The 11,703-nt window shown below is 61.8% G+C and carries 13 protein-coding genes; 9 read left to right on the top strand and 4 right to left on the bottom strand.

Going from position 1 to position 11,703, the window contains the following annotated elements:
* The first annotated feature begins 55 nt into the window (after positions 1-55).
* The 4 genes from ACX80B_RS10730 to ACX80B_RS10715 all read left to right on the top strand — a co-directional run bounded on the left by ACX80B_RS10730 (position 56) and on the right by ACX80B_RS10715 (position 5,549).
* A complete protein-coding gene (locus ACX80B_RS10730; RefSeq protein ID WP_459295890.1) occupies positions 56-2,842 on the top strand; it encodes a bifunctional acetate--CoA ligase family protein/GNAT family N-acetyltransferase in 2,787 nt (928 codons plus the stop codon).
* A 90-nt stretch (positions 2,843-2,932) separates the two neighbouring features.
* The gene (locus tag ACX80B_RS10725) at positions 2,933-3,622 is read left to right on the top strand and encodes a DUF5998 family protein (RefSeq protein WP_459295888.1); all 690 of its coding nucleotides are present in this window, start codon (positions 2,933-2,935) and stop codon (positions 3,620-3,622) included.
* Positions 3,623-3,625: 3 nt separating this feature from the next.
* Positions 3,626-4,828, top strand: coding sequence for an alkaline phosphatase family protein (locus ACX80B_RS10720; RefSeq protein ID WP_459295886.1), 1,203 nt, complete (start codon positions 3,626-3,628; stop codon positions 4,826-4,828).
* Positions 4,821-5,549, top strand: coding sequence for a thymidine kinase (locus tag ACX80B_RS10715; RefSeq protein ID WP_459295884.1), 729 nt, complete (start codon positions 4,821-4,823; stop codon positions 5,547-5,549). The genes ACX80B_RS10720 and ACX80B_RS10715 overlap by 8 nt, the downstream gene beginning before the upstream one ends.
* Here ACX80B_RS10715 and sepH read toward each other — a convergent pair.
* Positions 5,546-6,748: a septation protein SepH gene (gene sepH / locus ACX80B_RS10710; RefSeq protein ID WP_459295883.1), complete on the bottom strand. Its 1,203-nt coding sequence runs from the start codon at positions 6,746-6,748 to the stop codon at positions 5,546-5,548. The genes ACX80B_RS10715 and sepH overlap by 4 nt on opposite strands.
* Before the next feature lie 208 nt (positions 6,749-6,956).
* Between sepH and ACX80B_RS10705 the strand changes: the two genes are divergently transcribed.
* A complete protein-coding gene (locus ACX80B_RS10705; RefSeq protein WP_459295881.1) occupies positions 6,957-7,256 on the top strand; it encodes a DUF4193 domain-containing protein in 300 nt (99 codons plus the stop codon).
* Between the two features lie 4 nt (positions 7,257-7,260).
* Here the strand turns inward: ACX80B_RS10705 and ACX80B_RS10700 are convergent, their stop codons facing one another.
* Positions 7,261-7,749 (bottom strand): DUF3093 domain-containing protein, encoded by a 489-nt coding sequence (locus ACX80B_RS10700; RefSeq protein WP_459295879.1) that lies wholly within the window; start codon positions 7,747-7,749, stop codon positions 7,261-7,263.
* A gap of 131 nt (positions 7,750-7,880) precedes the next feature.
* Here ACX80B_RS10700 and dut point away from each other — a divergent pair, with 131 nt between their 5' ends.
* From dut to ACX80B_RS10680, 4 genes are read left to right on the top strand one after another with little or no spacing between them, the layout of a single operon-like run.
* Positions 7,881-8,363: a dUTP diphosphatase gene (dut, locus tag ACX80B_RS10695; RefSeq protein ID WP_459295877.1), complete on the top strand. Its 483-nt coding sequence runs from the start codon at positions 7,881-7,883 to the stop codon at positions 8,361-8,363.
* A gap of 60 nt (positions 8,364-8,423) precedes the next feature.
* Entirely contained in the window at positions 8,424-9,161 is a 738-nt protein-coding gene (locus ACX80B_RS10690; RefSeq protein ID WP_459295875.1) for a DUF3710 domain-containing protein, read from the top strand.
* Positions 9,154-9,486: a hypothetical protein gene (locus ACX80B_RS10685; protein ID WP_459295873.1), complete on the top strand. Its 333-nt coding sequence runs from the start codon at positions 9,154-9,156 to the stop codon at positions 9,484-9,486. Before ACX80B_RS10690 ends, ACX80B_RS10685 begins: the two co-directional genes overlap by 8 nt.
* The gene (locus ACX80B_RS10680) at positions 9,483-10,229 is read left to right on the top strand and encodes a DUF3159 domain-containing protein (protein ID WP_459295871.1); all 747 of its coding nucleotides are present in this window, start codon (positions 9,483-9,485) and stop codon (positions 10,227-10,229) included. Before ACX80B_RS10685 ends, ACX80B_RS10680 begins: the two co-directional genes overlap by 4 nt.
* A 12-nt stretch (positions 10,230-10,241) precedes the next feature.
* Here the strand turns inward: ACX80B_RS10680 and ACX80B_RS10675 are convergent, their stop codons facing one another.
* Together ACX80B_RS10675 and ACX80B_RS10670 are read right to left on the bottom strand one after the other, a co-directional pair.
* Positions 10,242-10,919: a potassium channel family protein gene (locus tag ACX80B_RS10675; RefSeq protein WP_459295869.1), complete on the bottom strand. Its 678-nt coding sequence runs from the start codon at positions 10,917-10,919 to the stop codon at positions 10,242-10,244.
* Positions 10,916-11,590 (bottom strand): potassium channel family protein, encoded by a 675-nt coding sequence (locus tag ACX80B_RS10670; protein WP_459295867.1) that lies wholly within the window; start codon positions 11,588-11,590, stop codon positions 10,916-10,918. Before ACX80B_RS10670 ends, ACX80B_RS10675 begins: the two co-directional genes overlap by 4 nt.
* Positions 11,591-11,703 lie beyond the last annotated feature (113 nt).

Below are 11,703 nucleotides of genomic sequence, written 5' to 3'. Positions count from 1 at the left end.
GAGAAGTAAATCCTCGCTTCAAGGTGTAAGGGACAATAATCGCTAAGCTGAGTCTATGGCGGAACAGGGAGATTACCCCGAATATTGGGAAGCCGACGTCGTGTTGCGCGACGGCGGAACCGCGCATTTACGGCCCATCGGCCCGGCGGACGCCGTTGCCGTTCAGGCTTTCCACACGGCCCAGTCACAGAACTCCATTTATATGCGGTTCTTCACCTACAAGTCCAAACTCAGCAGCAAGGAGCTGAAGCGATTCACCGAAATGGACTACAGGGACCGGGTCGCGTTCGCCATCGTCCGCGGGACCGAAATCATCGGCATCGGCCGCTATGACCGGTTGGATGATCCAGCCGAGGCGGAGGTGGCGTTCAACATTTCGGACCATCACCAGGGCCGTGGCCTTGGCTCAATACTGCTCGAGCACCTCACGGCCGCTGCCCGGGAAAACGGGATCCGGAAGTTTTCGGCCGAAGTCCTGCCTGCAAACCGCAGGATGCTCGACGTCTTTTCGGATGCGGGGTATGAAGTCGAACGGCATTTCGACGACGGAGTGGTTGCACTGAGCTTCAACATTGATCCCACGTCCCGGTCCAGGGCGGTGATGGAATCCCGTGAGCACAGGGCCGAAGCCAGGAGCATTGCCGAGCTGTTTTCCCCCTCCTCGGTCGCGGTCATCGGTGCCGGCCGCACTGCAGGATCCGTCGGCCATCAATTGCTGGAGAACATTATCGAAGGCGGCTTCACCGGACCCGTCTACGCGGTCAATCCAGAATCCCTCGAGATTGGCGGGATGGTCTCCCACGCCAACGTGTCGGAGATCAAGGATCCGGTGGAGCTGGCCGTCATCGCCGTTCCCTATGAAGAAGTACTTCCGGTGGTGTCTCAATGTGGAGCTGCCGGTGTCCGCGGCGTCCTCGTGGTCACTGCCGGATTTGCCGACGACGGCGAGCACGGCAGCGAGCGCCAGCGGGCTTTGGTCCGGGAAGCCCGGGCCAACGGAATGCGTGTCATCGGGCCGGCCTCACTGGGAATGATCAATACACATCCCGAGGTGTCGCTGAATGCTTCGATGGCTCCACAGTTGCCGCAGCGGGGCGGTTTCGGATTGTTCAGCCAGTCTGCCGCGGTCGGTGTCCTGCTGTATGCCGCCGCGAGCCGGCGCGGAGTAGGAGTCTCCTCATTCCTGTCGGCAGGCAACCGGGCTGACGTCTCCGGCAACGACCTGATGCAGCATTGGGAGGACGATCCGGATACTTGTGCGGCGGGGCTCTATCTTGAGTCGATCGGCAATCCCCGCAAATTTTCGCGCATTGCCCGCCGGCTGTCCCGGCGTAAACCTGTGATCGTCGCCAAATCCGATGTGATGGGACTTCAGTTGCCTCCCGGACACCTGGTCCGCACCACGCAAGCCCCCCATGGGGCGTTGGACGCAATGCTGCGCCAGGCCGGGGTCATCAGGGTCACTACGAGCGAGGAGCTATCCGATATCGCCCAAATCGTGGTGAGCCAGCCGCTGCCGGCAGGTCCTTCAATAGCCGTTGTCAGCAATTCACTCGCTCTCGGAAAGGTGACAGTCGACGGCGCAGAATCCCACGAGCTTGCCGTATCCCAGCTGGCCGCTGATCTGGATCTGGATACTGGAATGTCGGCGGCCCTGCCCCTTCTGAAGCGCCGCGTGCTTGAGGTACTGCAACTGCCCAAGGTGGACGCCGCCGTCGTCGCCCTGTTGCCCGCCCGCGGCGTCAGTGTGGAAAATATTGCAGTCGTCCTGCACGAATGTTCGGTACAGGCCGGCAAGCCGGTTGTGGCAGCCTTCAGCGGAATATTGGATCCGTCCATCCGGGCGGAGGGGTTGCTTGAAATTCCTCGGACCCAGCCCCCGGCGGCGACGGTGCAGCCGGAGCCATCTGCGGCGCTATCCGGCCCGTCGCCGGCGCTGCCTTCGGCCACCTCCGCATCCGACCCGTCCCAGGCGCGCCAGCAGGGTCTGCCGTGCTACTCGACTCCCGGCAAGGCTGTGGCCGCCCTCGCCGCCGTCGTTCAGTATGCCCAATGGGTCCAACGGGACCACGGTGAGTTCGTGGAACCGGATGGTATCGATACCGATGCCGCGGCGGCGCTCGTGGACCGGCTGCAACAGAACGTCCCGGGCAGTGGTCTGTACCGGCTCAGCCAGGAGGAAGCCGCGGAATTGTTGAGCCACTACGGCATTCCAATCCTGCCCTCGGCACCCTTCCAGACGGCGGAAGAGGCAATCGCTGCCGCGGACCGGCTGGGCTGGCCGGTCGCCATCAAGACCATGGATGAACACCTCCGCCACCGGCTGGATCTGGGCGGCGTACGGCTGAACATCACCGGGCCGGAATCGCTGCGCAGCAATATTGACCAGATGCGGCAGATCCTCGAACCATATGGGACATTCGGGCTGGAAGTTCAGACCATGGCGAGGACCGGCCAGGCCTGCAGCCTGCGCGCTATTGAAGACCCCCTGCTGGGCCCGGTCGTTTCCTTCGGCCTGGCCGGTGATGCTGTCAATCTGCTCGACGACTGGTCGCACCGCATTCCGCCGTTGACCAATGTCGACGTTGCCGACCTGGTTCGTGCCCCACGGGCCGCCCGGAAACTCTTCGGTTATCAGGGGCTCCCACCGGTGCGGATTGAAGCCCTTGAGGACTTGGTTGCCCGGCTGTCGGTGCTGAAGGATGAGCATCCTGAACTGGCGTTGATGGAGTTCAATCCGGTGCTCGTTTCGGATACCGGGCTCAACATCTTGAACGCGGACCTGCGCATTGGCAATCCCGCCCAACGCACGGACAGCGCCCGGCGTGCCATGCGGGATTAGGGGAAGCGGCAAAGGCCAGGCAACTGTCTCCGCTTGTGGATAAGTCCCGTCCCGTTATGACCTGCATAGTCTTTCTGGGAAACTGACATAATGAATCCTTCACCTGGAACCCAGCCGGACGAAGCGCAGCGACTGGACGGCTCGCTGCAGCGCGCCGGATTCTATCCACGCATGGTGGCCGACGTCGTCCACGATGCCCTGGACGGCAGGGAACCGCTGTCGCACCTGGTTCACTTGGAAACCCATTTTGACCGCACCGAGGTCCACCGGCATATCACCGTTCTGGTATTGACCGAGGACATGATGGTCATCACGCACGTCGACGATCAGCAACTCGACGAAGCGGGGGACCAGGTCGTGGCGCAAATATCGACCGAATCCGTTCCTGTCACCCAGATCCGTTCCGTGGTCCTCAGCTACCTTTACGCCCAGCCTCAGAACTATGAACCATCCGACGAGGCCCGGGAACTGACGCTGGCTATTGCCTGGTCCGGCGGGCAACGCATCGACATGGGGCCGGCCAGCTGCGGAGATCCGCAGTGCGACGCCGATCATGGTTACACTGGCACGATCGCACAGGAGGACATCGTCCTCCGTGTCAGCGAGGAAGCCGACGGGGCAGACGCAGTGAAGAACGCCAAGTCGTTTGCCCGGGCTCTGCGCCGGGCCAATACCAGCCAGGCTCCGGCAGTACGGCAGGAGCAGGCACCGCTGGATCAGTCCCGCACCCGGCTGACCAATCTGGGCGGCCGCGCTGCCCGCGGCCATCACCAGCGGTAGAGAATGAGCCATACCGGTGAACAAGTCCTCCCCGCTGCACCAGGCTACGGCAGGAATTCGATAGCGGAAGTCTTCGTTAGCTCGGCCTCAGCGCTCGGGCTGCCGGGATACACCAATCATCTGCGGTTACCATCGGCGGACCGGATTTGCGTGGTGCTGGTGGATGGACTCGGCAAGGCCCAACTCAAGGACCGCGGGGGCCACGCGCCGTTTTTGCGACGCTGCATGGACGGTGCCACAACACTGTCATCTGCCTTCCCATCGACGACGGCGACGTCCCTGGCTTCACTGGGCACCGGCCGGACGCCCGGGGAGCACGGCATGGTCGGCTTCGACGTGCTGGATCCGGATCAGGACAAAGTCGTTAATATGCTCGGCGGCTGGGATGCGAACGTCGATCCGGCGCGCTGGCAGCCGCACCCCACAATATTCGAGCAGATTGAAGCAGAGGTGCCGGTTGCCACCGTGAGCCTGCCGAAATTCGAGTCGTCCGCAATGACACGGGCGGCCCTGCGGGGCGGGTCCTTTATCCCGGCGACATCGTCCCACGCCAAAACAGCGGCCGCCGCCGGGGCGATGGCAGACAATCCCCGCATGCTGATGTATCTGTACTTCAATGAGTTGGACCGTGCGGGACACCGGTACGGATTCCAATCCCCGGAATGGGAACAGGAACTGGAGGAGCTGGACGGGGCAATGCGCCGGCTGAGCTCGCAGCTGCCACCGCGGACCCAACTCCTGCTGACCGCCGACCACGGGATGGTCGATGTGCCCGAATCCCGCCGGTATGACTATGCGGCAAATCCACATCTGATTGACGGCGTCCGGCACACTGCCGGCGAACCGCGCATGGTGCATTTGTACCTCGAACCCGATGGCGGTGAAGGGCAACGCGAACGGCTGCTGGCCGCGTGGCGGGACGCTCACGGTCACGAAGCGTGGGTGATGACCAGGGAAGATGCGATCCGCTCCGGCTACTTCGGCGGAGTTGTGGATCCGCACGTCAACGGGCGGATCGGCGACGTACTGATAGCGGCCCGGGAGCAGGTGGCGTTCTACGACACGCGCCGGGTTCGTCCCACGGCCTTGGAGGTGGTGGGGCAGCACGGGTCCCTGACCCGTGCTGAACGTGAAATACCACTGGTGAATATCGAGGTTACGGCCAACAAAGGACGTTCTGGATCACGGAAGGCTGTACGTGGCTGAACTGGTTTTCTTTTCCGGAACCATGGATTGCGGAAAGTCGGCGCTCGCCCTCCAGATGGACCATAATCACCGCGCACGCAACCGAGGAGGAGTCCTTTTCAGCTGCAGAGACCGGGCCGGAACCGCCGTGATCTCCAGCCGCCTGGGCTTACAAACGCCGGCGGTTGAGGTTACCGGGAGTACTGATTTCCGGGCTGAAGTGGTGGACAGGCGTACCCGTGGAGAAAGAGTGGACTACCTCATCTGTGATGAGGCCCAGTTCTATAGTCCTGAACATGTGGAGCAACTGGCCGGTCTTGTCGATGAAATGGACGTGGACGTCTTTGCCTTTGGCATCACTACTGATTTCAGAACGCAGCTCTTCCCGGGATCGCAGCGGCTCATCGAGTTGGCGGACAGGGTCCAGGTCCTGCAGGTGGAAGCATTGTGCTGGTGCGGAAACCGGGCCACACACAACGCCCGCACCATCGACGGGGTGATGGTGGTTGAGGGCGATCAAATGGTGGTCGGCGACGTCGGTGATGATGGCATGACCGCAACGGATGACGACCCGCGCCAGGAAGTATTGTCCGGGGGTGGGCTGGACAGTCTTTTGGAAACTGCGCCCGCTGTGGGCTATGAGACACTCTGCCGCCGGCATTACATGCGTCGGACCACAGCCCACCGTGCGAACATCATGGCTGAGGCAGATCAGTTGCTGCCCTTTGAACCTAAGTACTAGTCACCTTTTGTGCCGAAGACAATTTCGTCCCAGCTCGGCACGCTGGATCGTTTAGGCTTAATTTGCTTCCGGTCCTGCTCACTGTCGACTGGCCGCTGCGACTGGGAACCGGTGTCGGACGATTTATCCGACGGCTCGGTCTGCCTTCCCGGTGCCGCCGATATGGTGATTTCCCGGGTCTCAGTGCTGACGCCTTCGTGGAGTCGGTGGTCGTCTTCATCTTCACGGTAGTTCGGAGCAAGGCTAAGGGCGGGGAACGCATCCTCGTCCGCTATGGACTCGCCGTCGTCGTCCGCGCCGCCAGGCGCCTCTTCGTTGCGGGGATGGGCCGCTGGAACTCCGCCGCTGTTGAGCATCAAGGCCAGAGCGTCGTCTCCGTCCTCGTCCGAACCTATGCGTTGACCCCTGCGTGACCTGAGAACATCCAGCAGGTTATCGGAATCGAGATCGTCTGCAGGCTTGTCGTCGTCGGCGTCGTCCTTTTCGGCTTCAAAATCGAAGACCCGGTCGGCCACTGCCGAGAGCCGGCGGGCCGGCAAGGGACCGTCCATAGGCTCCAGTTCGCTCAGGACCTGGGCCCAACGATTGCCGTTCTGTACGGTCTTCCGCATTGGATTGAAGGTCCACTGGGCCGGCGGTTGCTCCCCGATGCTGTCCGCTGCCTCTGAATCAGCTTCAAAACGGGCCACGACGTTCCAGGATCCATCCGGACGGCGCCAGGCGTCCCATTCCACAGTGTTGGACTCGAGTCCGTACGCCGTCAGGCGATGCGACACCATTTCGCCCAGGGTCGCCGCGTTGTCGCCGAATGCGGAGCGGTATCCATCGTGGTGCGGCAGGGCAGCTGCTACTTCCACTTTTTGTGCCTGCTGGGCCATGTAATCGCGTTCGGCGCGGACCGGCCCTTCATAGCGTTCGATCCGGGCCAGATTCAACCCGGATTCCCCGGCTACTTCCTGCGCCGTCGCACCTGCACGGATGCGGGCCTGGATGTCCCTGGGTGAGAGATTGACAACCGGTTCGCTGCCGCCGGTGGAAGCAGGCCTGGAAGGCACTTGGCGGGCGGAGCGGTGCGGCGCGCGGGAGGACGCAACCCGAAGCGCTTCGTCGATGCGCAGGCGGTAGATTTCCCCGCCGGTGCCGCTCAATAGCAGATGTTCACCACCATCATGGACACCCACCAGTCGTAGATCCTGCATGAATAACCCTCCGCCAGACATATACTCTTGGACGAAACTTTGCCACCGAATGTGGTGTTTTCCTACTAACGCGCCAGGCGTGGCGGGACACTTACTGCGCCAAGGGCACAAAAACCGGTCTGCAGACGTTATGTACCACGAGCCGGGTTCAGATCAGTTCGGGCCGGCCAACCGTGGAACCGCAACGACCGGAGCGTGAACGACAATCATGGCCACAGACTACGACGCACCGCGCAAGGGCGAAGATGAAGACAGCGAAGACTCGATTGAAGAACTGAAGACGCACCGGACCAACAAACAGTCCTCCGCGGTTGACGAAGATGAAACGGACGCCGCCGAAGGTTTCGAGTTGCCGGGTGCCGACCTGTCCGGAGAGGAACTCCAGGTCCGGGTGCAGCCGGCTCAAGCCGACGAATTTACTTGTGCTTCATGCTTTTTGGTCCGCCACCGCTCTCAGATCGCAAGGGAGAAGGACGGGATGTATTTTTGCAAGGATTGCGAGTCCTGAACCATCACGCATTTGCAGGCGTCTGCAGTGCAGCCGCCAACCGGTCGGGGTGCCTCGTCGAGGTCAGCCAGTATGGCGTTGGATCCGTATCGTCGGTAATCTCAATCCGAACCACAGGACCCACCCAACCGCGGATACACAGATAAGCCAGGCCGTGCAGTTGCGGTCCACGCTGTTCCGTGGCTGCGCTGTCCCGGAACGCCTCAGCCGCGCCAACATACTGCCGTTCAATGGTGGCACGGCCGACCTGCAACGTCCGTTCCGTGACAACGATGCGGGGGGTCGTCAGTATCAACAGGACCGTCATCGTTATGGCCAGAATGATGGCCGCAATAACGCCGGCGGTGATGCTGATCGGTGCGAAAATGAAGATTCCGGCCGCCGATAGGCCCAGGACCACTATCCAGATCCAGGCGGCCGGCCAGAGTTTTTCCTGAAAGAGCGGTGTGGCCTTGGCTGGCGCCGGAGGGAGGGCGGAGGACGAATCTGACATGACCTCAGCTTTTCACTTTTGCCGCCCCTTTTCACCTCGTGGTGCCGGGGACGACGGCGGCCCTGCGCGGGAGGTGCCTGGAGACGCTAGAGTGATGAGCTGACGCAGCGGCGACAGCGGGAGAATTTGACGTGGAACCAACACAGGCAGCGGACAGCTTTGTCGATATTGAACTCAAGCAGCTCGATCCGGATCTGGAGATGCCTTCGTATGCACATCCGGGCGATGCAGGTGCGGATCTCCGCACCAGGGTGGATGTCCATCTTGGTCCCGGAGAGCGTGTCCTGGTGCCGACCGGTGTGGCTGTGGCGCTGCCCGCAGGCTACGTGGCGCTGATTCATCCCCGTTCGGGGCTCGCCACCAAACATGGGCTCACGATTGTGAATGCGCCAGGGACAGTCGACGCAGGCTATCGTGGCGAAATTTCCGTCACGCTGCTCAATACTGACCGGGCCGAACCCATCAGCCTGCGCCGCGGCGATAGAATTGCCCAAATGGTGATTCAACGTGTGGAGCAGGCGAGATTCCATGTGGTGGAGGAGTTGCCGGACTCATTGCGGGGCGCCGGCGGCTTTGGTTCCACGGGCGGTTTTGGCAATGCTGCTGCACGCTGACCAGGGATTTCCGGTGGGTCAATCGCCCAGTGTGCAATCGAAGAGGAGAGGAACCCAATCATGGTATTTGGGCGCCTGAAGAAGGGCAATCAGCAACGGGATGCGGAGGAGACCGGCACCTTGGACGAGGACGTGGAGGAAAGCACCACCAGTCCCGTCGACGAGGAGCCCCGCGGTCCCTATGACGAGGAGGATATTGATTCCAAGGACGGCTACGTCGACCTCGGATCCATCCTTGTCACGCCGCGCGAAGGACTGCAGCTGCGGCTGGAGGTCGAAGAACGCACTAAACGCGTCGTCGCCATCACGTTGGACTTGAACGGTTCAAGCCTGCAGTTGCAGGCCTTCGCCGCTCCACGTTCCGAGGGGCTGTGGGACGAGATCCGCGGCCAGATTGGAACATCAGTAAGTTCGCAGGGCGGCACAATCGAAGAGATTGACGGTCGCTTCGGGTCTGAAATCGTCGCGAAACTGCCGGCGCAGACAGCCGACGGCAAACGGGGATTCCGTGTTGCCCGTTTCATCGGTGTCGACGGTCCGCGTTGGTTCCTGCGTGGTGTTTTCGGCGGCGATGCGGCCCTGGATCGTGAGAAGGCCGCCGACCTGGAGGGTTTGTTCCGCTCAGTAGTGGTTATCCGTGGCGAGAACCCGCTGCCCCCGCGGGAGTTGTTGCCGCTGCGGCTGCCCAAGGATGCGGTTTCGGATGCGAAGGGCAACGTTCCGGCAGACAAGCCCGCGGAATCATCTGAGCCGGCCGACCGGTTCAAGCGCGGTCCTGAAATTACCCACATTGGCTAAGAGATCACGCGCCAAGTACCGGGGGACGATCGACTCGATTACCGTTCCACCGGCGGCCACGGCGCCGTCATTTTCGGCCGTCGTATTGGAGCATTCGGTGGAGGGAAATGCCGATCCGGCACCGGTTGAAGTTCCCCGGGGCCTCTCATCGCGCCGCAAACCCTCCGGGCGCCGCATCCGGCTGATCTGGATTGGCCAGCGCCAGATCGCCGGCATTGCCGCCGGAACAGATCTTGAATTCGAGGGAATGGTCTCCCTGGTTGATGGAACCCCGACCATTTACAACCCAAGGTATGAAATCATCTGCCGGCAGGAGCGAACATGAGCAAGCCCGGTGAAGAAAACGGCGACCCGCAGCGGGAGGAGAAGTCTTTCGCCGACGTCGCCGGTAACTACGCCGCGCAGTCGGGAATAGAACGGCGCGACGACGGTCAGATTGACGTGCTCAAGTCCGTTGGCGGAATCCGCGGGTTGGTGGAGGGAATCCTCCCCGGGCTGGTGTTCCTGGTCCTGTTCACGATAACCAGGCAACTGCAGACAGCCCTCATCGCATCCCTCGCCGCGGCGGCCGTTTTTACGGTCCTCCGCCTGATCCAGCGCACCACGGTCACCCAGGCATTCTCAGGGCTCATCGGCGTCGGAATCTGTGCCTGGGTGGCAAACAGCACCGGTGAGGCCGAAGATTTCTATGTCGTCGGTTTCATCACCAACAGCGCCTACATCGTCGGAATGCTGATCTCGATGGCCGTCAGGTGGCCAATAGCGGGACTGTTATTCGGGTTCATCCGTGGCGAAGGACTGCACTGGCGCCAGGACCGCAGCCGGATCCGGGTCTACAACCTGGCAACGCTCATCATCATTGCTGTACTCGCACTTCGCCTGATCGTTCAGGTACCGCTGTATCTGATGGGAGAGTCCGGGCTCGTGGCGCTGGGCACAACCCGGCTGATCATGGGTGTCCCGCTCTACGCTCTGGGCTTGTGGGTTGCGTGGCTGATTTCGCGGCCAAAGGAAATCGTCGACGCGCAGGAGCGGCTCGATCATCATCATGGGCCGGGCCACCCCTAGGAACCGCCGGGGCTACTGATCCTCTGCCGACTGTTTGGGCACCAGCAGCTGACGCAGTTCGTCTTCGGCGGCGATGGTGGTGATGAAGAATAATTCATCGCCCGCCTCAATCACGTCGTCCGGACTTGGGCTGATCGGTGCATCATCACGGAGGATGGCCACCAGCGCCGAGTCCTGCGGCCACTCGATGGCAGCCACGGTTTTCCCCACCAGGGCGGCATCTGCCGGAACGGTGAATTCGACCAGGTTGGAAACGCCGGTCTGCAGGGTCAGCAGCCGGACCAGATCGCCGATCTCCACCGCTTCCTCGACGAGCGCGGTCATCAAGCGGGGAGTGTTGACGGCGACATCCACACCCCAGGAATCGTCGAACATCCAGTCGTTCTTTGGATTGTTGACCCGTCCAACGGTACGTCCTACACCGAATTCCGATTTGGCCAGCAGGGAGACCACAAGGTTGACTTTGTCATCACCGGTGGCGGAAACGACGACGTCGGCCTCTTCCAGCCGTGCGGTCTGCAGGGTTGAGAGTTCGCAGGCATCTCCGACCATCCATTCGACGTCCCCGAGTTCGCTGCGCGCGGCCAACTCCGGCTTCTGATCGATCAGCATCACATTGTGCCGGTGGGAAATGAGCTCGCGGGCAATCGAAGAACCAACACTGCCGGCTCCGATAATAACGACTTTCACTCTGACTCCTTGACCGGGGGCTTTGCCAGGATGCGGTTGATTTCGTCGCTGGTCTTGACCTCCATCATCATGTGCACAATGTCGCCCTGTTGATAACTGGTGCCGCGACGGGGAAGGGTTCCTTCACCAAATCTCGTCAGGTAGGCCACCCGCGCTCCGGTTGCCTGTTCGATGGCGGTGAGGGGTTGGCCGACCCAGCCTGCATCGAGATTCACTTCGCCGAGGATCAAGCGCCCCGACGACTCACGGAAGTCGCCGGCGATGCTCTGCTCGGGCAGGATCCTGCGCAGCACCTGATCGGCGCTCCAGCGCACGGCTGCGACGGTGGGGATACCCAGCCGCTGGTAGATCTCCGCACGGCCGGAATCGTAGATCCTAGCCACCACATGGGGGACGTGATACGTCTCGCGTGCCACCCGGGTGGCCAGAATGTTGGAATTGTCACCGCTGGAGACGGCAGCAAACGCGTAAGCATGTTCGATGTCGGCTTGTCTGAGCGTATCCCGGTCAAAGCCGACTCCGGTCACACGGTTGCCGGAAAAGGAGCTGCGCAGCCGGCGGAAGGCCCTTTCATCCTGGTCAATGATGGACACTGAATGCCCGGAATCGTCCAATGTATGGGCCAGGCTGGCGCCCACACGCCCACAGCCCATGATCACAAAATGTGCCATTGAACCACTCCATTCCTCGGCTTTTTGCCCGGGGCCGCCACATAGCGGAATGCGCCGACTTTCCCGGTCCGTTGAGAGTCTAATCCCAACCCCGCCGGATCGTTACGCAGCCG

The organism is Arthrobacter monumenti (assembly GCF_054511255.1).
This window is presented reverse-complemented; position numbering and strand designations above follow the sequence as displayed.

Coding starts and splice junctions, on each gene's coding strand:
- ACX80B_RS10730 (WP_459295890.1), top strand. CDS start 56: ATGGCGGAACAGGGAGATTACCCCGAATATTGGGAAGCCGACGTCGTG.
- ACX80B_RS10725 (WP_459295888.1), top strand. CDS start 2,933: ATGAATCCTTCACCTGGAACCCAGCCGGACGAAGCGCAGCGACTGGAC.
- ACX80B_RS10720 (WP_459295886.1), top strand. CDS start 3,626: ATGAGCCATACCGGTGAACAAGTCCTCCCCGCTGCACCAGGCTACGGC.
- sepH (WP_459295883.1), bottom strand. CDS start 6,748: ATGCAGGATCTACGACTGGTGGGTGTCCATGATGGTGGTGAACATCTG.
- ACX80B_RS10705 (WP_459295881.1), top strand. CDS start 6,957: ATGGCCACAGACTACGACGCACCGCGCAAGGGCGAAGATGAAGACAGC.
- ACX80B_RS10700 (WP_459295879.1), bottom strand. CDS start 7,749: ATGTCAGATTCGTCCTCCGCCCTCCCTCCGGCGCCAGCCAAGGCCACA.
- ACX80B_RS10690 (WP_459295875.1), top strand. CDS start 8,424: ATGGTATTTGGGCGCCTGAAGAAGGGCAATCAGCAACGGGATGCGGAG.
- ACX80B_RS10680 (WP_459295871.1), top strand. CDS start 9,483: ATGAGCAAGCCCGGTGAAGAAAACGGCGACCCGCAGCGGGAGGAGAAG.
- ACX80B_RS10670 (WP_459295867.1), bottom strand. CDS start 11,590: ATGGCACATTTTGTGATCATGGGCTGTGGGCGTGTGGGCGCCAGCCTG.